Genomic DNA, 22026 nt, shown 5'->3' with positions numbered 1-22026 from the left:
CGCGGGGATTGGCTTTTACTCCGGCTTACAACTCAGATCACAGATATTTTTGACGACCGGTTAAATGCACAGCAAAATACTGTTACTTAGTAACAATATAATGGCGCCTGATATGGAAATGACGTTACACCAGGCCCGGAACCGGCCTTTCTCCCGTTACGCCAAATGGCTGGGCGTTGCGCTGTTCTGTCTGCCCGCAACGGTGCTGGCGCACCCGCACAGTTTTATTGATATGCAGACCACGCTCGTGGCGAATGAAACCTCGCTGACCGGGCTGAAAATGGTCTGGACGATGGATGAAATCACCTCGGCAGATTTGCTGTACGACGCACAGAACGCCAAACCGGGGTCGGATATCTGGAAGAAACTGGCGGCCGAAGTCATGGCGCGGGTGCTGAGCCAGCATTACTTCACGGATTTCTATCGCGACGGAAAACCGGTGAAATATCTGGATCTGCCCAGTGAATATCAGCTTTCCCGTAAGGGCGATCAGGCAGTGCTGGAATTCGTCCTGCCGCTGGCCAAACCGCAAGGGCTGGAAGGCAAACCGATGGAATTCTCCACTTTTGATCCTTCGTATTTTGTCGATATGACCTATAAAGACAAAACCGCGTTGCATCTGCCACCGGCGCTGGAAAAACGCTGTACGCTGGCACTGTTTACGCCGAAGCCGGATGCCTCGCTGCAAAATTATGCCCTGTCACTCGATAAGGCTGATGCCCCGCCGGAAGACATGGATCTTGGTCAGCAATTTGCTCAGAAGGTCACGCTGGAATGTCATTAATCTCCACGCCATCGAAAACCCTGTCCTGGCGCGATCTCTGGCCGCTGGCAGTATTTCTGTTGCTGCTGGCGGGCGGCGCTTCCCTCTTAATCCATTACTGGCCGCGTATTTTGCTCAGCAGCATTATCTGGCAGCGGGAGTTACATCAGGAACTGGCGGGTCTGCTGCGGCAGGTGAAAGAAAATCCGATGCAGGCGGGTATGACGCTGGCCGGTTTTAGCCTGATTTATGGCGTGATCCACGCCATCGGGCCGGGGCACGGCAAAATCGTTATCACCACCTATCTGGCGACGCATCCTTCGCGACTGAAAAACAGCCTGAAGCTGACCTTCGCGTCGGCGATTGTGCAGGGGCTGGTGGCAATATTATTGGTCAGTGTGGTGCTCGGCGTGCTGCAACTGTCTTCGCGTCAGCTGCATCAGAGCAGTTTCTGGATGGAGCGGGGCAGTTTCATTCTGGTGATGTTGCTGGGGTTGCTGTTGTGCTGGCGGGCGCTTAAACGGATGTGGCAAACCATCAACAGTTTGCGTCCGGTTCACGCCATGAAAATCCACAGCCTGTCGCCGATGGGCAATGAAACGCATGTCCACGACGAACATTGCGGTTGCGGCCATCAGCATGTGCCAAACGATCAGCAGCTTCAGGCGGGCGGAGATTTGCGCACGCAGGTGGCGATTGTGCTGGCGATGGGATTACGCCCGTGTTCCGGCGCGATCATGGTATTGCTGTTTTCCAAGGTGATTGGCGTCTACAACTGGGGCGTGATTTCAGCCATTACGATGGCTATCGGCACCTCGCTGACCGTCTCGCTGATTGGTGTGCTGGTGTTTTACAGCCGTGCGCTGGCAGTGAAACTAAGCGCAACCCGCACGCCTGCGGCGTGGCAGCGGATCACCTGGTCACTGCTGGCGCTGACCGGCGGAATTGTGCTGCTGGTGGCGGGCATTTTGCTCTTCAGCACCGGCGGCGGTGATGTTTCACCGATAACCGGCGGGCCATTCAGGGGATAACCTCCTGTACATAAACAACAGACATAAAAAAACGGACGCCCGAAAGGACGTCCGTTTTTTTTAACTGATACTCAGCGGAATTAACGCTTCAGCGCTTCGCTCAGTTCATCACGCATGGTCATCAGAATACCTTTAACGACGCGTGGGTTGCCGGCAACGATGTTGCCTGACGAGAAGTGGTTGTGGCCGCCAACAAAGTCAGTCACCACGCCGCCGGATTCACGAACCAGCAGTTCGCCGCCAGCGAAATCCCAGGGCTTGAGGGCGATTTCGAAGAAACCGTCAACGCGGCCAGCAGCCACGTAGGCCAGATCCAGCGCAGCAGAACCGGTGCGACGGAAGTCTGCACATTCGGTGAACAGTTTGCCAACCACATTCATGTAGCTGGTTGCGTGTTGTTTTGCTTTGAACGGGAAGCCGGTCGCCAGAATGGTGCCGTCGAGATCTTTCGCGTTAGTACCGCGCAGACGGTAACCGTTCAACTGTGCGCCCTGACCACGGCTTGCGGTGAACAGCTCGTTACGCATGGGATCGTAAACTACCGCGACTTCAGTGCGGCCTTTGATGCGCACGGCGATAGAAACAGCGAAATGTGGGAAGCGTTTAACGAAGTTGGTGGTGCCATCCAGCGGGTCGATAATCCATTGTACGTCTTTGTCTTCGCCTTCCAGCTCGCCACACTCTTCACTGATGATGGTGTGTTTTGGATAGGATTTGCGAATAACATCGATAATCATGTGTTCTGCATCGCGGTCTACGTTGGTAACAAAATCGTTGGTACCTTTTTGTGTAGATTCTACAGAGTCTGGCGTTTCGTAATGTTTGGCAATCAGGTTACCGGCCTTGCGCGCAGCGCGCACGGCGATGGTGAGCATCGGATGCATGGATATCTTCCAACTAGGATGTTAAAGAACGGGAATACGGGAAACGGCGCGCAGTATAGCAGGGGTTCTGAAAATTAACTACCGTTGTGTTAGGCTGTTGTGATTTTCCGTCTGGTTAAGAGTTCCTATGCTGCCCAATATCCGCATTGTATTAGTAGAAACGTCCCACACTGGCAATATGGGCTCTACCGCCCGTGCTATGAAAACCATGGGCTTATCAAGCCTTTATCTGGTGAATCCGCTGGTAAAACCTGACTCTCAGGCTATCTCTTTGTCTGCCGGAGCCAGTGATGTCATCGGTAACGCGACAATTGTTGATACGCTTGATGAAGCGCTGGCTGGCTGTAGTCTGGTGATCGGCACCAGCGCACGTTCCCGTACACTGCCGTGGCCGATGCTTGAACCGCGCGAGTGCGGTGAGCACAGTGCGAAAGCCGCACAAACCGCGCCGGTGGCGCTGGTGTTTGGCCGTGAACGCGTCGGGCTGACCAACGAAGAACTGCAAAAATGTAACTATCACGTGTGTATTCCGGCAAACCCTGAATACAGCTCGCTGAATCTGGCGATGGCTGTGCAGATTATTGCCTATGAAGTACGCGTCGCACATCTGGCTTTACTGGAAGCGGCAAAACCGCAAATCGAATACGAAGAAACGCCGTATCCGCTGGTCGACGATCTCGAACGTTTTTATCAGCATCTGGAAAAAACCTTGCTGGAAACCGGCTTTATTCGGCAGGCACATCCGGGGCAGGTGATGAGCAAATTACGCCGTCTGTTTACCCGTGCACGACCTGAATCTCAGGAATTAAACATCCTGCGCGGTATCCTGACGTCGATTGAAAAGACTCATAGCAGCAAAGAATAAGTATCGGAATTTGATTATAAAACACCGGTTTGTGGCTTTTTATCAAAGGGTTGTCGATTATCAGTAAATGACAGAAATCGTGCGGTTCTGCCCGCTCTGTAATACTTGAGTAAATTACTAGGTTAAATAGTTGACTGTTTTACTCGGGAATGGCAGACTCGTTTGCATGTTCCGCACTATTGAATTTCTAAGTCATTTAAACAGGTAACCATGCTATGAGACTGACATCCAAAGGCCGTTATGCCGTGACCGCTATGCTCGATGTTGCACTGCATTCCCAGGAAGGACCAGTACCACTGGCTGACATTTCTGAGCGTCAGGGTATTTCCCTTTCTTACCTGGAGCAGCTTTTCTCGCGCTTACGCAAAAATGGTCTGGTTGCCAGTGTTCGTGGTCCGGGCGGTGGTTATCTGTTAGGTAAAGATTCTGGTGATATCGCCGTTGGTGCCGTGATTACTGCCGTTGACGAATCTGTCGATGCGACCCGTTGCCAGGGTAAAGAAGGCTGCCAGAATGGCGAACGTTGCCTGACTCACACCTTATGGCGTGATCTGAGCGAACGCATCAGCGGCTTCCTGAACAATATTACGCTGGCAGAGCTGGTCAATAATCAGGAAATCCTGGAAGTGGCTGACCGTCAGAACGGTGAAACCCGTCGTCAGCCGAATGGCCGCCAGATGGAAACTATCAACGTCAATCTTCGAGCCTAATCCCTGTCATCCTTCGCGTCGCCTCGGGGTTTGCTCCGTTGCCGCCTTGATGCGACACGAATGATTTAGGGGAAGCATGTGAATTTTTACGTTACTCAAAGCCCGCGGAAATGCACATTTCCGCGGGCTTTTGCTTTTCTGACGTCAATTCTTACCGATTAGTGCCCGCAAAGCGTCATTTCCCTTTTAAGAAGCCGTGAACCCGTTTTAAACTGGATGTCGTTTTTTAATTCTTTCGTTCGAAGCCGAACGCGCAGTCCGGAGCTTACCTGCCATGAAATTACCTATTTATCTTGATTACTCTGCCACCACGCCGGTTGATCCGCGTGTTGCACAGAAAATGATGCAGTGTTTAACACTGGACGGTACTTTCGGTAATCCGGCTTCCCGTTCTCACCGTTTCGGCTGGCAGGCTGAAGAGGCGGTGGATGTGGCGCGTAACCAGATTGCCGAGCTGATTAATGCCGATCCGCGTGAAATCGTCTTCACGTCGGGCGCCACCGAATCTGACAATCTGGCGATTAAAGGTGCCGCCCACGCGCACAGCACGAAAGGCAAACACATTATTACCAGCCAGACTGAGCATAAAGCGGTGTTAGACACCTGTGCACAGCTGGAAACTGAAGGCTTCGACGTCACCTATCTGTCGCCGCAGGCAGATGGTTTTATTCCGCCAGCGGCGATTGAAGCGGCGCTGCGCCCGGACACCATTCTGGTGTCCATCATGCAGGTGAATAATGAAATCGGCGTGGTACAGGATATTGCGACCATCGGCGAACTGTGCCGCAGTCGGGGCATCCTTTTCCATGTGGATGCGACCCAAAGTGTGGGCAAGATTGCGATTGATCTCAGCGAGTTGCAGGTTGATCTGATGTCGTTTTCCGCGCATAAGATTTACGGCCCGAAAGGCATCGGCGCGCTGTACGTGAGTCGTAAACCGAAAGTGCGGATTGACGCGCAAATCCACGGCGGCGGTCATGAACGCGGCATGCGTTCCGGTACATTGCCGGTGCATCAGATTGTCGGGATGGGCGAGGCTTATCGTATCGCCAAAGAAGAAATGACCGCCGAAGTAGCGCGTCTGACTGAACTGCGCGATCGTTTGTGGAAAGGCATTCAGGCGCTGGATCAGGTGTTTCTGAACGGCACGCCGAAACATGCGGCACCGAATATTCTCAACGTCAGTTTTGCCGGTGTAGAAGGGGAGTCTCTGATCATGGCGTTGAAAGATCTGGCGGTATCGTCAGGTTCGGCTTGTACGTCTGCCAGCCTTGAGCCTTCCTATGTTCTGCGTGCTCTGGGATTAAGTGAAGAACTGGCGCACAGCTCCCTTCGCTTCTCGCTGGGGCGCTGGACAACGGAAGAAGAAATTGATTATGCGATTGCGCTGGTGGTGAAATCTGTCCGCCGCCTGCGCGAGTTGCCACCTGTTTATACGAAATGAAGTGCCACCCGATGAAAGGGTGATTTGCCTGTCATTGAAAATGAATATTCATTGAAGATAAAAAACATCAGGAGTGCTGTTATGAGTTCCGAAGTCACGACCAATGAAGCAATGTCCGTATTCCTTTCTTCCCAGCCTGCTGATGCGCGCTGGGGCGAAAAAGCCACACTGAGCACCGATTCCGCCGGTATGACCATTCATTTGAATGGCGGCGATGTGCTGACGGTCATTGCCCGTGCCGCGCGTCGTATCGACGGTCAGGGTGTTAAAAATGTTAAACTGGCGGGTGAAGGCTGGGATCTCGAAAATAGCTGGGCATTCTGGCAAGGCTTCCGTGGCCCGAAAGGCACACGCAACGTTGAATGGGCAGAATTGTCCGAAGATGACGCCAACATGCTTAAAAAACGGCTGAAAATCATCGACTGGGTACGTAATACCATTAATACCCCGGCAGAGGATTTGTCCCCTGAACAACTGGCGACCCGCGCGGTTGATCTGATGTGTGAATTCGGTAATGAAAAAGTCAGCTACCGCATCACCAAAGGCGACGACCTGCGTCAGCAAAGTTATATGGGTATCCACACCGTGGGCCGCGGTTCTGACCGTCCGCCGGTATTACTGGCGCTGGATTACAACCCGGGCGGCGACGCAGATGCACCGGTTTACGCCTGTCTGGTCGGCAAAGGTATCACTTTTGATACCGGCGGCTACAGCCTGAAGCCAAGTGCGTCAATGGATTCCATGAAAGCGGATATGGGCGGCGCGGCCACGCTGACCGGCGCACTGGCGCTGGCAGCGGCGAACGGTCTGAATAAACGTGTGAAACTGTATCTGTGCTGCGCGGATAACATGGTCAGCGGCAATGCACTGAAACTGGGCGACATTATCCGCTACCGCAACGGTAAAACCGTTGAAGTGATGAACACCGACGCCGAAGGCCGTCTGGTGCTGGCTGATGGCCTGATCGACGCTTCTGCGCAAAAACCCGAACTGATCATTGATGCGGCCACGCTGACCGGCGCGGCGAAAACTGCGCTGGGTAACGATTATCACGCACTGTTCAGCTTTGACGATGCACTGGCAGGCGAACTGCTGGAAAGCGCGAAAGCCGAACACGAACCGTTCTGGCGTCTGCCACTGGAAGAATTCCACCGTTCACATCTGCCGTCTAACTTTGCCGAGTTGAACAACATTGCCGGTCCTGCACACACTGCGGGCGCAAGCACAGCCGCTGCGTTCTTGTCTCATTTCGTCACTGACTATAAGAAAGGCTGGCTGCACATCGACTGTTCCGCAACGTACCGCAAAAGCGCGGCGGATCAGTGGTCTGCCGGTGCGACGGGTCTGGGTGTGCGTACCGTCGCCAACCTGCTGTTAGCCAAGGCGAAGTAAGTTTTAGAAAGCAATGCATGCATGAAGCACAACGGGGCGCTTAACAGCGCCCCGTTTTATACCACTAGCGGAGTTAAGAACCATGAGTGTCCCACACGATCATCTCCCTGCCAGCGCGGCGGCGACCGACGGTGAAAACGAGCTGGAGCGCCTGCTCCGCCTGTCTGTCACCGCGCCTGCCTGGCGTCCGGCGTTTTATCAAACTTTGCTGGAGTCCACCGTGTTTGTGCTGGGTGATGCAGGGCAGGATGACGCTGAAAAGCAGGGCAGTGTGGCGATTACCGCAGGCAGTGAACTGAATGTTTTGCACTGGGAAAAACAGGACGGCAGCTCGATCATTCCTTTCTTTTCCTCTGTGGAGGTTCTGGAAAAAGCCAGTGCCGGCGAAAGCCCGGATGAGCAGGCGTTTGTCGCGCTGCCTGCCCGCGTGTTGTTTGAAATGACACAAGGGGAGGAGTTGTTTCTGAATCCGAAGTCGGAGTACGGCAAGGAATTCACCCCGAACGAGGTGACGCTGTTGCTGAGCAATGGCGGGTTAAATGCGCCGTCTGAGCTGGTGCTGGATAAAGAAAGTCAGCTGCTGATCGGCCAGCCGGAGGAGTATCCTTCCGCTATGATCGACGCGCTCACCACGCTTTTCACCCAGAAGAAACCGGTGCGCCGTGCATTTATGGCGCTGATCCACGATAAAGCCGTGGATGAACAGCCAAACCTGCTGATTGGCGTCGAAGCGGATGGTGATGAGCAGGAGATTGACGCGCTGATCCGCGAGGCAGGGAATGTGGCGAGTGAAACCTCTCCCGACGAGCGTCCGGTGGATTTCTGTATCGTTTCTGAAAAAGAGCGTGGCATCAGCCATTATCTGATCAGCCACACCCAGCCGTTCTATCAGCGCAAGTGGGGAAGCTGGTTGCGCAATATTATTCCTTCGTCAGGACAGGCATAAAGTGAGAGGACACCAGGGGAAAGCACCGTTTTGCCCCTGTTTTGTTTGCGGGAAATAGGTGGTTTAGGTTCGATAGTGAATTAATCACACATTTTTTTAATTAAATGTTGTGATTCGGGTAGGCAATCGTAACTTCGCTCCCTATAATCACCGCCATTTTACGGCAGGTATAACATTAAATTAACCGGCCCTACCTATAAAAGTCAGACAGAGGTTTTTTCATGACTATCGAACGCACTTTTTCCATCATCAAGCCAAACTCCGTAGCTAACAACGACATCGGTGCTATCTACGCACGTTTCGAACGCGCTGGCTTCACCATCATCGCGTCTAAAATGCTGAAACTGACGAAAGAACAAGCTGAAGGCTTTTACGCAGAACACAAAGGCCGTCCGTTCTTCGACGGTCTGGTTGAGTTCATGACCTCTGGCCCGATCATGGTTCAGGTTCTGGAAGGTGAAAACGCGGTTCAGCGTAACCGTGACATCATGGGCGCAACTAACCCGGACAACGCACTGGCTGGCACACTGCGTGCAGACTTCGCGGATAGCTTCACTGCTAACGCGGTTCACGGTTCTGATGCTGTAGAATCTGCACAACGCGAAATCGCTTACTTCTTTACCGAAAGCGAAATCTGCCCGCGTTAAGATTTTTGAGTCACCGTTGCTGGAAGATAAGCCGCAAATTCACAAGAATTTTGTAACTGTACTTTCCAAACATGGCAACCGTGCCCTAAAATTTGTACAATGTTGCGCCCCGAATGAGCCAGCCTCTTCGGGGCGCAATTTTATTTGCAGGCCAGCCGTTACCTTTCGGGCCAGGCTCTGCACTTCCAATACGCCATAACGTGTAACAACGAGGCCATTTTCATCATGTTAGAATCCAACACGTCCGAGCCAATTTTGTCTGAAAATAACGCTGTTTCCGCAGAAGCCGTGAATACTGTCGTGCCTGCTGCCGCAAAAATTAACCTTCTTGACCTTAACCGCAAGCAAATGCGTGAGTTCTTCATCAACATGGGCGAAAAACCGTTCCGTGCTGATCAGGTCATGAAGTGGATGTATCACTACTGCAGCGATGATTTCGAGCAAATGACCGATATCAATAAGGCGCTGCGTGAAAAGCTGGCCCGCGTTGCAGAAATTCGTGCACCGGAAGTCGCGTCAGAACAACGTTCAACTGACGGCACCATCAAGTGGGCGATTCAGGTGGGCGGACAACTGGTTGAAACCGTGTATATCCCGGACGGCGACCGTGCGACGCTTTGCGTTTCCTCTCAGGTCGGCTGTGCACTGGAATGTACTTTCTGTTCCACGGCGCAACAGGGCTTTAACCGTAACCTGCGTGTGTCCGAAATTATCGGTCAGGTATGGCGTGCGGCAAAAATTATCGGTGCGGCGAAAGTGGCCGGTACGCGCCCCATCACCAACGTGGTGATGATGGGCATGGGCGAACCTTTGCTGAACCTCAATAACGTGGTTCCGGCCATGGAAATCATGCTCGACGATTTCGGTTTCGGTTTGTCAAAACGTCGCGTGACGCTTTCCACATCGGGTGTCGTCCCTGCGCTGGACAAGCTGGGCGATATGATTGATGTCGCGCTGGCGATTTCCCTGCATGCACCTAACGACGCCATTCGTGACGAAATTGTGCCGATCAACCGCAAGTACAATATCGATACCTTCCTGGCCGCGGTTGAGCGTTATATTAGCAAATCCAACGCCAATCAGGGCCGCGTTACCATCGAATACGTTATGCTGGATCACATCAATGATGGCACCGAGCATGCGCATGAACTGGCTGAGCGTCTGAAGAATACGCCATGCAAAATCAACCTGATCCCATGGAACCCGTTCCCGGGCGCGCCGTATGGCCGCAGCTCGAACAGCCGTATTGATCGTTTCTCTAAAGTGCTGATGGATTATGGCTTTACAGTTATCGTGCGCAAAACCCGTGGTGATGACATTGATGCCGCGTGTGGTCAGCTGGCCGGTGATGTTATCGACCGTACCAAACGTACGTTGAAGAAAAAAATGGCAGGCGAGCAACAGATTTCCGTAAAAGCCGTCTGATCCCAATGGGCTTCGCCACGGTGTTCCGTCGAAGCCCGCTGTTTTATTGTCGCTGGCAGGGTAAAGGGAATTAAGCATGGCAATGAAGGGCAGTGTGAAAATGCTGATCGCCGCAGGCATGACTGTGGCTTTACTGGCGGGATGTTCCAGTTCACCGAAAGAAACGCAACAGGCCAGCGGCGCAGCACAAACGCGTCTCGAACTTGGCATGGCGTACCTGAATCAGGGGAACATGGAGGCGGCCAGGCAGAATCTGCAGAAAGCCGTTGACGGTGCGCCGCAGGATTATCGGACACAGCTTGGCATGGCGCTTTACGAGCAAAAAAACGGCAATCAGAAAGCAGCGGAAAGCCGCTACCAGCAAGCGTTGCAGCTGGCGCCGCAAAATGGGACGGTCTTAAATAATTACGGTGCGTTTTTGTGTAGTTTAGGGCAGTATGTACCCGCACAACAGCAGTTTAGCGCCGCAGCTAATGCGCCTGATTACGGTCAGGTTGCTGACAGTCTGGAAAATGCAGGCTACTGTTTTCTGAAGGCCAATCAGAATGAGGAAGCGCGAGTGTTACTAAGCCGGGCATTGAAAGTGGATCCCGATAAAGGCGCACCCTTGCTGACTGAGGCAACCAAAGAATTTGGGGAAGGGAACCGCGCTCAGGCGAAACTATTACTGGATGTATATCAACATGTTCTGCCAGCCACTGCCGACAGCCTCATGTTACAAATTCGATTCGCTGCGTTAGCGGGCAACCCGGATAGCGTTCAACGCTACGGTAAGCAACTTGCGCGTAGTTATCCACAATCTAAACAGTACCAGCAGTTCTTAGCCAATGAATACTGAAGCCCCTCAAGAAAATAATGCAAAACTGACTACAGGCGAACGTCTGCGTCAGGCTCGTGAACAGTTAGGTCTTAGTCATCAGGCTGTTGCAGAACGCCTGTGTCTGAAAGTCTCAACTATTCGCCAAATCGAAGAAGAAACGACGCCGGCCGATCTTGCGCCGACTTTCCTGCGTGGTTACCTCCGTTCCTATGCAAAACTGGTTCATGTCCCGGAAGAAGAATTATTAGGTCTGATCGGTAAACAAGCGCCGATTAAAGTGCCTAAAGTGGCTTCAATGCAGGGATTCTCTCTCGGTAAGTCTCGCAAAAAACGCGATGGCTGGCTGATGGGCTTTACCTGGCTGGTGGTGTTTGTGGTGATTGGCCTGACCGGTGCATGGTGGTGGCAAAATCATCAGGCGCAACAGCAGGAAATCGCAACAATGGCCGATCAGTCATCAGCACAACTGAATCAGGATAACGGCCAGGGGCAAACTATTCCTCTGGGCGACAATGCGAATTCTGCACCGACAACAGAAGATACTTCTTCTGACCCGGCTCCTGCTGCAAACACAACACAGCCGCAGAATTCTATCCCGCTGAATACCGCACCGGGCGCAGCAGCAAGCAACGCACCGGCAGCATCAGGTACGCCAGCGGAGCAAGCGCCTGCCGCTGTTTCAACCAGTCAGCCTGCAACTGCTGAAAACGGTCTACCAACCGGTGATGCACAAACTGCGGCAGCAGGTGCGGATCCACAAGCGGTGACCTTTACCTTTAAAGCTGACTGCTGGTTCCAGATTGATGACGCATCAGGGAAAACCCTGTTCAGCGGCATGAAGAAAGGCGGAGAGACCTTCAGCGTGAAGGGCACTGCGCCGTATAAACTGAAAATCGGTGCGCCGGGGGCGGTGGATATCCAATTCCAGGGCAAGCCGGTTGATTTAAGTCGTTTTGTAAAATCAAGCCGTGTTGCGCGCCTGACCTTAGCTGCCGAGTAATCGGCAGTTTGTCAGACGATTGCAACGATGGAGAGTGAAGTAATGCATAACCAAGCACCCATTACCCGTCGCAAATCAACCCGGATTTATGTCGGCAAGGTGCCTGTAGGTGACGGAGCACCGATTGCGGTGCAATCGATGACCAACACTCGCACCACAGATGTCGCGGCGACAGTCGCACAGATCAAATCACTGGAACGCGTCGGTGTCGACATTGTTCGCGTTTCTGTGCCAACCATGGATGCGGCAGAAGCATTCAAACTTATCAAACAGCAGGTTAATGTCCCGCTGGTCGCTGATATTCATTTCGATTACCGCATCGCCCTGCAGGTTGCAGAATACGGCGTAGATTGCCTGCGTATTAATCCAGGTAACATCGGTAACGAATCCCGCATCCGCTCCGTGGTGGATTGCGCACGCGACAAAAATATTCCTATCCGTATCGGTGTGAACGGTGGCTCCCTGGAAAAAGATATTCAGGAAAAGTACGGCGAACCTACGCCGCAAGCGCTGCTGGAATCGGCGATGCGCCACGTTGATATTCTTGACCGTCTTAACTTCGACCAGTTCAAAGTCAGCGTAAAAGCCTCTGACGTTTTCCTGGCTGTTGAGTCCTACCGCCTGCTGGCTAAGCAAATTGTTCAGCCTCTGCATCTGGGAATTACCGAAGCCGGTGGCCTGCGTGCAGGTTCCGTTAAATCAGCCATTGGTCTGGGCCTGCTGCTCTCAGAAGGTATCGGCGACACGCTGCGTATTTCGCTGGCGGCTGATCCGGTTGAAGAAGTCAAAGTCGGATTCGATATCCTCAAATCACTGCGTATCCGTTCCCGTGGTATCAACTTTATTGCCTGTCCGACTTGTTCGCGTCAGGAGTTTGATGTCATCGGTACCGTGAATGCGCTGGAACAACGTCTGGAAGATATCATCACGCCAATGGACGTTTCGATCATTGGTTGTGTGGTTAACGGTCCGGGCGAAGCGCTGGTTTCTACCATGGGCGTCACCGGCGGTCATAACAAAAGCGGTTTCTATGAAGACGGTGTCCGTCAGAGAGAGCGTTTTGATAACAATGATATGATCGACCAGTTAGAAGCAAAAATTCGCGCCAAAGCGGCGATTATGGATGAGAGTAAACGTATCGTTATCAATCATCTTGAAAAGTAACATCGGTTGCAGGTGTCAGCGTACATCTGCATTATTATATTGAACCCGACTGGGGTAATGGCGTCTGTGCGTTGAACCACAAGCCACAAAGCCCCTATAATCGGGTTCATTTTTTATAAAACGATAGAGAACTGACGTGGCAAAGAATATCCAGGCCATTCGCGGCATGAACGACTACCTGCCAGAAGACACAGCCCTGTGGCAACGTATTGAAGGATCGTTGAAACAAGTGCTTGGCAGTTACGGCTACAGTGAAATCCGTATGCCGATTGTAGAGCAGACCCCATTGTTTAAACGCGCTATCGGTGAAGTGACTGATGTCGTGGAAAAAGAAATGTATACCTTTGAAGACCGCAACGGCGAAAGCCTGACGCTGCGTCCGGAAGGTACGGCGGGCTGCGTGCGCGCCGGTATTGAACATGGTCTGCTGTACAATCAGGAACAACGTCTGTGGTACATCGGTCCGATGTTCCGTTACGAACGCCCGCAAAAAGGTCGCTATCGTCAGTTCAATCAGTTGGGTGTAGAAGTCTTTGGTCTGCAAGGGCCGGACATTGATGCCGAATTAATTCTGCTGACCGCCCGCTGGTGGCGCGCGCTGGGGATTTCTGAGCACGTGGCGCTGGAACTGAACTCTATCGGTTCACTGGAAGCCCGCGCGGACTATCGTGATGCGCTGGTGGCTTTCCTTGAGCAACATAAAGACAAGCTGGATGAAGACTGTAAACGTCGCATGTACAGCAATCCGCTGCGTGTTCTGGACTCCAAAAATCCCGATATTCAGACGTTATTAAATGATGCACCGGAGCTGGGTGATTATCTTGATGAAGAATCAAGAGAACACTTTGCAGGTCTGTGTGAACTTTTAGAGCAGTCTGGTATCCCATATACGGTTAATCAGCGACTTGTGCGCGGTCTGGATTATTACAACCGCACCGTGTTCGAATGGGTAACCAGCAGCTTAGGCTCACAAGGGACTGTGTGTGCGGGGGGCCGCTACGACGGTCTGGTCGAACAACTGGGCGGTCGTGCAACACCGGGTGTCGGTTTCGCCATGGGGCTGGAACGTTTGGTATTACTGGTTCAGGCCGTAAACCCGGACTTCAAAGCACCGGCAACCGTCGACACCTACGTGATCTCATCCGGTGCTGGCACGCAAAGCGTGGCTATGCAACTGGCTGAAACACTGCGTGATGCGCTGCCTGAGCTGAAAGTTATGACTAACTACGGTGGCGGCAATTTCAAGAAACAGTTCGCCCGTGCTGATAAATGGGGTGCGCGTGTTGCCCTGGTACTAGGCGAAACTGAAGTCGCTAACCAGCAGGTCGTCGTAAAAGACCTGCAGAGTGGAACGCAAGAAACGCTGGCGCAAAGCGAAATCGTCGCGCGTCTGGCTTCGATGTTGGGTTAAGGAGAAGGACACTGTGGAAGTCTATACCACTGAGAATGAACAGGTTGATGCTGTACGTCGCTTCTTTGCCGAAAACGGTAAAGCGCTGGCCATCGGCGTTGTTCTGGGTATTGCAGCCCTGGGCGGCTGGCGTTTCTGGCAGAGTCACCAGGACTCTGCCCTGACGGAAGCTTCTGCGTCTTTCCAGCAAGCTAATCAGTCGCTGACCAGCAATAACGCGAAAGGCGTGGCTGATCTCGAAAAATTTGCTCAGAGCAATGACAATAATTACGGCGTATTTGCCGCCCTGCAACTGGCTGATCATTTTGTCGGAACCAGTGATTTCGCCAATGCTGAAAAGCAATTAGTGCAGGCGCAAGGTCAGGCCAAAGAAGATAATTTACGTTCGCTGGTGAATTTACGTCTGGCGCGTGTCCAGATGCAGCAAGGCAAATTTGATGATGCACTCAAAACGTTAGACGGCGTGAAGGGTGAAGGCTGGACGGCTATGCAACAAGGCATCCGTGGTGATGTTTTGCTTGCCAAAGGCGATGCAAAAGGTGCTCGTGAAGCCTACAGCAAAGGACTTGATTCTAAACCCTCTCAAACGCTGCAAACCGTGCTGCGTATGAAATTGAACAACTTAGCCAGCTAAGGGGAACCCCGATGCAATTGCGTAAAACACTCTTGGTAGGATGGGTTTCTGTTGCCCTGCTAAGTGGCTGTTCATTGTTTAACAGCGAAGAAGACGTGGTCAAAATGTCTCCTCTGCCAAAAGTTGAGAACCAATTCACACCGACGCAAGTGTGGAGCAAATCCGTAGGCGACGGCATTGGCGAATTCTACTCCAATCTGCGTCCGGCCTGGCAGGACAGCACCATTTTTGCGGCTGACCGTTTTGGTCTGGTTAAAGCACTCGACGCTGACAGTGGTAAAGAAAAATGGAGCGTCAACCTGTCTGAAAAGACCGGCTTCCTCTCCCGAAATATTTCTGCACAGCTGTCTGGCGGCCTGACAGTTTCAGGTGATCACGTTTACGTTGGCAGTGAAAAAGCTATCGTTTATGCATTGAACACCACTGATGGTAAAATCGCCTGGCAGACCAAAGTGGCGGGGGAAGCATTGTCCCGTCCGGTTGTCAGCGATGGTCTGGTTCTGGTTCACACCGGCAATGGTATGTTGCAGGGTCTGAATGAATCCGACGGTACCATTCAATGGACCGCTAACCTCGATATGCCAACGCTGTCTCTGCGTGGTGAATCAGCGCCTGCAGTAGCCTTTGGTGCTGCAATCGTCGGTGGTGATAATGGCCGCGTCAGTGCTGTACTGATGAAAGAAGGTCAGCTGATCTGGCAACAACGTATTTCTCAGACTACCGGTACGACTGAAATCGACCGTCTGAGCGATGTGGATACCACGCCGGTTATCGTTGATGGCGTTGTTTATACGCTGGCATACAATGGCAATCTGGTGGCGATGGATCTGCGTTCTGGTCAGATTATGTGGAAACGTGATGTTGGTTCTGTGAATGACATCATTGTCGACGCAGGCCATATCTATATGGTTGACCAGGATGACCGCGTGATGGCGCTCGATACTCAGGGTGGTGTCAGCGTGTGGCGCCAAAGTGAGTTGCTGCACCGTAACCTGACGGCACCGGTGCTGTATAATGGTTACATTGTGGTCGGCGATTCCGAAGGCTATCTGCACTGGATCAACACCACTGATGGTCGTTTTGTTGCTCAGCAGAAAGTCGACAGCGATGGCTTCCTGAGTGCGCCGATTGTGGCAAGCGACAAGCTGGTTGTGCAGGCGAAAGGTGGCGAGGTTTACTCCTTCACCCGCTAATACTGCGACCGGCATCTGGCCCTGAGGTCGGTTGACCCCGGGCTTTAAAACGGCTCCTGAATTGCTCAGGGGCCGTTTCGTATTCTGAAATCCGCGTAATCCCAAATGAGAGATTACGCTGTAACAAATTGAATTATAGTGGTTTGCAATGAAATTCAGCAGGCCAGCTATTTGCGTTTAGCACCACCTATAAAAACACTGAGGCTTCAAAATGATACCTGTCGTTGCGCTTGTTGGGCGCCCGAATGTGGGTAAATCCACTTTATTTAACCGTTTAACCAAGACGCGTGATGCGCTGGTGGCGGATTTCCCGGGGCTTACGCGTGACCGCAAGTATGGTCGTGCCGAAATTGAGGGTAATGAATTCATCATCGTGGATACCGGCGGTATTGACGGTACCGAAGATGGCGTTGAAACCCGCATGGCAGGGCAATCTCTGCTGGCTATCGAAGAAGCGGATATCGTGCTGTTCATGGTGGATGCGCGCGCGGGCCTGATGCCTGCCGATCAGGGCATTGCCCAGCATCTTCGCAGCCGTGAAAAAGCCACCTTCCTGGTGGCGAACAAAACTGACGGGCTGGATCCGGACAGCGCAACCGGTGATTTCTACTCACTCGGTTTGGGCGATGTGTATGCTATCGCGGCTTCACACGGCCGTGGCGTGACGCAGCTTATCGAACACGTTCTGATCCCGTTCGTGGGCGAAAAGCCGGAAGAAGTCGAACTCACCGAAGAAGAGGCGAATGCCGCTTACTGGGCTGAGCAGGAAGCCACCGGTGATGAAATCCCTGAAGACGAAGAAGATAATTTCGACCCGCAGTCTCTGCCAATCAAACTGGCTATCGTCGGACGTCCGAATGTAGGTAAGTCCACACTGACTAACCGTATTCTGGGTGAAGAGCGCGTCGTGGTTTATGACATGCCGGGCACCACCCGCGACAGTATTTATATCCCGATGAACCGAGACGACCGTGAATACGTTCTGATCGACACCGCCGGTGTGCGTAAGCGCGGCAAAGTGACTGAAACCGTGGAGAAATTCTCGGTAATCAAAACCCTGCAGGCGATTGAAGATGCCAACGTAGTGATGTTGGTTATCGATGCCCGCGAAGGCATTTCCGATCAGGATCTCTCGCTGTTAGGCTTTATCCTCAACAGCGGGCGCTCACTGGTTATCGTGGTCAACAAGTGGGATGGCATGAGCGAAGAAGCACGTGCTCAGGTTAAAGATCAGCTGGATCTGCGTCTTGGTTTCGTTGATTTTGCCCGCATTCACTTCATCTCTGCCCTGCACGGAAGCGGCGTTGGCAACCTGTTTGAGTCAGTAAACGAAGCGTACACCTGTGCAACCACGCGTGTGAGCACCTCCTTACTGACCCGTATCATGCAAATGGCGGCTGACGATCACCAGCCACCGCTGGTCAATGGTCGCCGCGTGAAACTGAAATATGCTCACGCCGGGGGCTATAACCCGCCAATCGTGGTGATTCACGGTAATCAGGTGAAAGACTTGGCTGATTCCTATAAACGCTATCTGATGAACTATTTCCGTCGTTCACTGAAAGTGATGGGAACGCCAATCCGCATTCAGTTCAAAGAAGGTGAGAACCCGTATGAAGGCAAGAAAAACTCGCTTTCTCCTCACCAGCAGCGCAAGCGCCGACGTCTGATGCAGCACCTGAAAAACAAATCCTAAACGAATGGGGTGCATGAAAATGTACCCCTTTTTTTCGTCTTAATTTCCCCGCAAGGAGCTGGCTGGATGTTCTGGCAGACCTGGAGTTTTGCGTTTGGCGTTACGGTCCCAAACTTACTGATCTTGCTGCTGGGCGTGTTTTTGCGCCGCACTGGCCTGATGGACGACAGTTTTAACGAGAAAGCCAGCCGTCTGGTATTCAATATCGCCTTACCTTGCCTGCTTTTTTTCAGCGTGGCGCAAGGGCATGATTCCTCAGGCTCAAATCTGCCGCTCGCCATTTATGGTGGCCTTGGCACCGTCGCTTCATTTCTGTTGCTGGAACTGGTGGCGATAAAACTGGTGAAAGACCCGCGTGAGCGCGGTATTTTTGTGCAGGGAGGATTCCGTGCCAATACCGGCATCGCGGGTCTTGCTTATGCCTCGCTGGCCTTTGGCAGCGAAGGTATTGCGCTGGGGTCGATGTATCTGGCGGTCACAGTGATCCTCTTCAACGTGCTTTCCGTGATTACGCTAACCCGCAGCCTGAAAGGCGGGCAGGGGAATAGCATCGGGCTGAAGCCGATTCTGCGCGGCATTATCACCAATCCGCTGATTATTGGTCTGGTGCTCGGGCTGGCGTTTAAGTACAGCCATTTACCGATGCCAGCGACCATTGCCAGCACTGGTGAGTTTATTTCAGGGATGGCGCTGCCGCTGGCAATGTTATGTGCCGGTGCCAGTCTTGACGTGAAGGCGATGTTCCGCAGTTCTCACGTGGCAGCCTGGTCTTCCGCGTCACGTGTGATATTTGTGCCTGCGCTGATGACCTTCGGGGCATGGCTGTTTGGCTTTCGCGACGCGGCGCTCGGCGTTATATTTCTCTTTTCCTGCACACCGACCGCAGCGGGCAGCTACGTGATGACCCGTGCAATGGGCGGCAACGCGACGCTGGCGGCGAATATTATTGCCGTCACCACGCTCGGATCATTTTTCACTACCGCACTGGGTCTGTATTTACTGCGGACGCTGGGTGTTATTTAGAGGGATAGACGATGGATGCACTTTGTCCGGTTTGCAGCCAGCCGATGAGCTGGGTAAGTGGTCACTTTCATTGTGACGCCAGCCATGGCGACTATCAGCAAATCGCATTATGCCCGGATTGCCAGCAACCGTTGCAGGAGCTGAAAGCCTGCGGCGCGGTCGATTACTTCTGCCAAAACGGGCACGGGATGATTTCTAAAAAAAGGGTACGGTTTACGTATTCGCCTTATTCCGCAGAGTGATCGTCAGGGGGAGCCTGCTTCCATAAATTCACCAGTTCCTCGGGCGTTTCGGTTTCAGGAATAATCACCACCAGGCTGGCCGAATGCGCTTGCGAAGCATAGTAAATCTCCAGCCGGAAATAACGCTGGTCGCCATGACCGGCGTTTTCTTTTTCCTGAGCATAGGGCAGGGCTTTGTTGATGAGCTGGCAAATTTCCCGCCGCTTATCATCACTCATACCTGAAAGTTCGACCCGTCGCGGCCCGCTGAGTTTCGGGATAAACGCAATGCCGCCTTCGCGGTAAATCTCAATGACCGCATTACTTTCCAGCGAATCTAAAGGTTTCATTTACATCACTCCGACCTGCTCCCAGGCTTCACGAACCGCTTGTGCAACGGAAGCGTCAAAGCGTTTTTCCGCATGCTGAATCGTCAGTTGGGCGAACGTGACAAAGTCTGCATTTTTGGGCAGGGATTTATCACAAACCGTGTCATACCAGACGTAACCTGCACGTTCCCACGCGTTACCACCCAGTTTAGTCGCTGCCAGATAGAACGCGCGGTTAGGTATGCCTGAATTAATGTGCACACCGCCGTTGTCATCGCGGGTATTCACATAACCCTTCATGTCCGCTGGTTGCGGATCTTTACCCAACAGCGGGTCATCGTAAGCGGTACCGGGATGAGACATAGAACGCAGGCCGGAACCGTTAATGCCTTTCGCCAGCAAACCTTCACCAATAATCCAGTCGGCTTTATCGGCAGTTTGTTTCAGGTGGAATTGTTTCACCAGCGAACCAAACACATCCGACATCGATTCGTTCAGTGCGCCGGACTGGCCGTTATATTCCAGACCTGCTTCCGTTTCGGTGACCCCGTGGGAAAGCTCGTGCCCGACAACGTCGATAGCAATCGTGAAGCGGTTAAAGATTTCGCCGTCACCGTCACCAAACACCATCTGCTGCCCGTTCCAGAAGGCATTCTGATAGCCTTTGTCATAATGCACCGTGCCGAGAAGCGCCAGCCCTTTGTTATCAAGGGAATTTCGCTGATAGGCCTGCCAGAAGAAATCATAGGTCACGCCAAGATAATCATAGGCTTCATCCACCGACACATCGCCGTTACTTGGCTGACCTTCCTTACGCACGGATTTCCCCGGTAGTCGGGTGGTATTTTTGGCGTCATAAATATCACGCTCAACCTGACCCGCTTTGGCTGTCACGATCTTCTGCGGTTTGGCGTAGGGCTGTGCCATCAGGGTATTCACATGTACCAGCGTCTGTCTGGCACATCTGCGCTGGGGCTCTGAACCGTGTTCAATAATACGGTTAAGCATGTAGGGCGGGATAACGCTGTTGTAACGCTTTGCTGAACTGTGATTCATCGTGAATCTCCTTATCAAGAGTCACCCGAAGGTGAAAACAAGGTGTTCTGACCGTCTGATACTGAAAGCCGGCTAATGAATAGTCATCACCGTCAGTATAGGACTGCTGAGCGTTAAGTCTGTTAAAGATGGGATTTATCTGTCCGGCTGCGGGTCATACAACGTATGCGAATGACAAATCACAGCGCGTCCGCTGGCTTTTCTGACCGATTCGCGCACCACCAGTTTTCCCTGCAACAGCTGCGTTGTGTGAGGCGCATCGGGGCGCAGCATGCGCCGTTGCAACAGGGAAATCGCTTCGGCACCGAGTTCATCGCGCGGCACATGCACCGCTGTCAGCGGCACATCGTGAATTTCTGCAAGATTGAATCCGTCAGTGCTGATAACGCTGATATCCCCGGGCACGGAAAAGCCGCGTTTAGCCAGCGCTGCTACCACGCCGGAAGCCATAAAATCGCCACCGGCCAGGATTGCGGTCGGCAGCGGCTGGCCGGGCGGCAAGGCATCCAGAAATTCCAGCAGCGCCTGTTCGCTTTCCTGGGCACCGAATCCTGAGGTATTCAGCAAATGCTGGCTGTCACTGAAAACCTGATGATGGCGCGTGAACGCCTGTTTAATCCCCGTGAGCCGAAGTTCCATCGTATGACGTCGCAGGCACTGCACGGTCACGATATGTGTGTGGCCCTGAGAAAAGAGATAGTCGCAGGCGAAATCGCCCATCGTCTGATGATCGGGGCTGACACTGTCATGGCGCATATGCCGGTCATGGCAATTGACCAGCACGCAGGGCTTGCCCATGTCAGCGGCCAATTGATGAATGTGAGGATCGTCGATACCGACCAGTAATACGGCTTCGGTTTGCGGATCGGTCATTTTGGCGATGAACAGCGCAGCATCGGCATTTTCTTCTTCCATCGCACAATACCGGACGCGCACTTCATGATGGGCGGTGGCAGCCAGAATGCCCTGGATCACCTTGTAGTAAAAAATATCGCTGCGCACATCAAAGGCGCGGGCGGGAGCGAAAATCAAAATGTTGTTGAGCATCAGCCTGCCGGTGGAAAGGCCATTGAGAACGCCCTGAGATTTGGCACACTCAAGCACGCTGTCGCGCGCCTTGCTGCTGGTGTTATTTTTTCCGGCTAAAACCCGTGAAACGGTACTGATCGACAACCCTGTCTGGTCGGCAATTTGCTGGATATTTAACTTTCCTTTCAAACTGTGATCTCCTTCAAAATCGTCCATGCAAAAATTTTCATATCAGAAGATGTGCTTCCCGTGAGCTTTTATCCTCCCTGACTTCCCCGTCCAGTTATAGCGTGAAAGCTTTTGCAAAAAATCACGTTTCCCTCACAAATCCGGCTGCCTACTC

The 22026-nt window shown here is 52.7% G+C and carries 22 protein-coding genes; 18 read left to right on the top strand and 4 right to left on the bottom strand.

All coding sequences use genetic code 11. From position 1 onward, the window contains the following. The first annotated feature begins 118 nt into the window (after positions 1 to 118). Together ABIC79_RS06535 and ABIC79_RS06530 are read left to right on the top strand one after the other, a co-directional pair. Entirely contained in the window at positions 119 to 784 is a 666-nt protein-coding gene (locus tag ABIC79_RS06535; RefSeq protein WP_223509731.1) for a DUF1007 family protein, read from the top strand. Then, positions 775 to 1794: a nickel/cobalt transporter gene (locus tag ABIC79_RS06530; protein ID WP_126124668.1), complete on the top strand. Its 1020-nt coding sequence runs from the start codon at positions 775 to 777 to the stop codon at positions 1792 to 1794. Before ABIC79_RS06535 ends, ABIC79_RS06530 begins: the two co-directional genes overlap by 10 nt. 80 nt (positions 1795 to 1874) lie before the next feature. Here ABIC79_RS06530 and suhB read toward each other — a convergent pair whose 3' ends face one another. Next, a complete protein-coding gene (suhB, locus tag ABIC79_RS06525) occupies positions 1875 to 2678 on the bottom strand; it encodes an inositol-1-monophosphatase (RefSeq protein WP_013574361.1) in 804 nt (267 codons plus the stop codon). Between the two features lie 127 nt (positions 2679 to 2805). On the opposite strand from suhB, the gene trmJ reads away from it, so the two are divergent. The 16 genes from trmJ to ABIC79_RS06445 all read left to right on the top strand — a co-directional run bounded on the left by trmJ (position 2806) and on the right by ABIC79_RS06445 (position 19290). Continuing rightward, positions 2806 to 3543 (top strand): tRNA (cytosine(32)/uridine(32)-2'-O)-methyltransferase TrmJ, encoded by a 738-nt coding sequence (trmJ, locus tag ABIC79_RS06520; protein ID WP_354566641.1) that lies wholly within the window; start codon positions 2806 to 2808, stop codon positions 3541 to 3543. A 215-nt stretch (positions 3544 to 3758) separates the two neighbouring features. After that, positions 3759 to 4253: a Fe-S cluster assembly transcriptional regulator IscR gene (iscR, locus tag ABIC79_RS06515; RefSeq protein WP_013574363.1), complete on the top strand. Its 495-nt coding sequence runs from the start codon at positions 3759 to 3761 to the stop codon at positions 4251 to 4253. Between the two features lie 274 nt (positions 4254 to 4527). Next, a complete protein-coding gene (locus tag ABIC79_RS06510) occupies positions 4528 to 5697 on the top strand; it encodes an IscS subfamily cysteine desulfurase (protein WP_223509716.1) in 1170 nt (389 codons plus the stop codon). 81 nt (positions 5698 to 5778) lie between these two features. Further along, a complete protein-coding gene (gene pepB / locus ABIC79_RS06505; RefSeq protein WP_354566640.1) occupies positions 5779 to 7089 on the top strand; it encodes an aminopeptidase PepB in 1311 nt (436 codons plus the stop codon). 82 nt (positions 7090 to 7171) lie between these two features. Then, the gene (gene sseB / locus ABIC79_RS06500; protein WP_013574366.1) at positions 7172 to 8035 is read left to right on the top strand and encodes an enhanced serine sensitivity protein SseB; all 864 of its coding nucleotides are present in this window, start codon (positions 7172 to 7174) and stop codon (positions 8033 to 8035) included. A gap of 221 nt (positions 8036 to 8256) precedes the next feature. Beyond that, positions 8257 to 8682 (top strand): nucleoside-diphosphate kinase, encoded by a 426-nt coding sequence (ndk, locus tag ABIC79_RS06495; RefSeq protein WP_013574367.1) that lies wholly within the window; start codon positions 8257 to 8259, stop codon positions 8680 to 8682. Between the two features lie 225 nt (positions 8683 to 8907). After that, on the top strand, positions 8908 to 10107 hold the full coding sequence (gene rlmN / locus ABIC79_RS06490; RefSeq protein ID WP_013574368.1) for a dual-specificity RNA methyltransferase RlmN: 1200 nt from the start codon (positions 8908 to 8910) through the stop codon (positions 10105 to 10107). Positions 10108 to 10207: 100 nt separating this feature from the next. Then, positions 10208 to 10945, top strand: a complete 738-nt coding sequence (gene pilW / locus ABIC79_RS06485) for a type IV pilus biogenesis/stability protein PilW (RefSeq protein ID WP_041673193.1) — start codon at positions 10208 to 10210, stop codon at positions 10943 to 10945. After that, the gene (gene rodZ, locus ABIC79_RS06480; protein ID WP_013574370.1) at positions 10935 to 11927 is read left to right on the top strand and encodes a cytoskeleton protein RodZ; all 993 of its coding nucleotides are present in this window, start codon (positions 10935 to 10937) and stop codon (positions 11925 to 11927) included. The genes pilW and rodZ overlap by 11 nt, the downstream gene beginning before the upstream one ends. Before the next feature lie 42 nt (positions 11928 to 11969). Continuing rightward, a complete protein-coding gene (gene ispG / locus ABIC79_RS06475) occupies positions 11970 to 13091 on the top strand; it encodes a flavodoxin-dependent (E)-4-hydroxy-3-methylbut-2-enyl-diphosphate synthase (protein WP_013574371.1) in 1122 nt (373 codons plus the stop codon). Between the two features lie 136 nt (positions 13092 to 13227). Next, positions 13228 to 14502, top strand: a complete 1275-nt coding sequence (gene hisS / locus ABIC79_RS06470) for a histidine--tRNA ligase (protein ID WP_119261344.1) — start codon at positions 13228 to 13230, stop codon at positions 14500 to 14502. 13 nt (positions 14503 to 14515) lie between these two features. Further along, positions 14516 to 15136: a YfgM family protein gene (locus ABIC79_RS06465; protein ID WP_013574373.1), complete on the top strand. Its 621-nt coding sequence runs from the start codon at positions 14516 to 14518 to the stop codon at positions 15134 to 15136. Positions 15137 to 15147: 11 nt separating this feature from the next. After that, the gene (gene bamB, locus ABIC79_RS06460) at positions 15148 to 16329 is read left to right on the top strand and encodes an outer membrane protein assembly factor BamB (RefSeq protein WP_013574374.1); all 1182 of its coding nucleotides are present in this window, start codon (positions 15148 to 15150) and stop codon (positions 16327 to 16329) included. Positions 16330 to 16540: 211 nt separating this feature from the next. Continuing rightward, entirely contained in the window at positions 16541 to 18025 is a 1485-nt protein-coding gene (der, locus tag ABIC79_RS06455) for a ribosome biogenesis GTPase Der (protein WP_112151287.1), read from the top strand. 66 nt (positions 18026 to 18091) lie between these two features. Continuing rightward, entirely contained in the window at positions 18092 to 19048 is a 957-nt protein-coding gene (locus ABIC79_RS06450) for an AEC family transporter (protein ID WP_013574376.1), read from the top strand. Positions 19049 to 19059: 11 nt separating this feature from the next. Further along, on the top strand, positions 19060 to 19290 hold the full coding sequence (locus ABIC79_RS06445) for a zinc ribbon domain-containing protein (protein ID WP_013574377.1): 231 nt from the start codon (positions 19060 to 19062) through the stop codon (positions 19288 to 19290). On the opposite strand, the gene ABIC79_RS06440 is transcribed toward ABIC79_RS06445, so the two are convergent. From ABIC79_RS06440 to ABIC79_RS06430, 3 genes are all read right to left on the bottom strand, one after another. Continuing rightward, a complete protein-coding gene (locus ABIC79_RS06440; RefSeq protein ID WP_013574378.1) occupies positions 19275 to 19619 on the bottom strand; it encodes a protealysin inhibitor emfourin in 345 nt (114 codons plus the stop codon). The genes ABIC79_RS06445 and ABIC79_RS06440 overlap by 16 nt on opposite strands. Next, positions 19620 to 20654: a M4 family metallopeptidase gene (locus ABIC79_RS06435; protein ID WP_354566639.1), complete on the bottom strand. Its 1035-nt coding sequence runs from the start codon at positions 20652 to 20654 to the stop codon at positions 19620 to 19622. 135 nt (positions 20655 to 20789) lie between these two features. After that, positions 20790 to 21872, bottom strand: a complete 1083-nt coding sequence (locus ABIC79_RS06430; protein ID WP_119262221.1) for a LacI family DNA-binding transcriptional regulator — start codon at positions 21870 to 21872, stop codon at positions 20790 to 20792. Positions 21873 to 22026: the final 154 nt, after the last annotated feature.

The sequence above is a fragment of the Rahnella sp. 2050 genome (assembly GCF_040544515.1).
GTDB classification, from domain to species: domain Bacteria; phylum Pseudomonadota; class Gammaproteobacteria; order Enterobacterales; family Enterobacteriaceae; genus Rahnella; species Rahnella aceris.
This window is presented reverse-complemented; position numbering and strand designations above follow the sequence as displayed.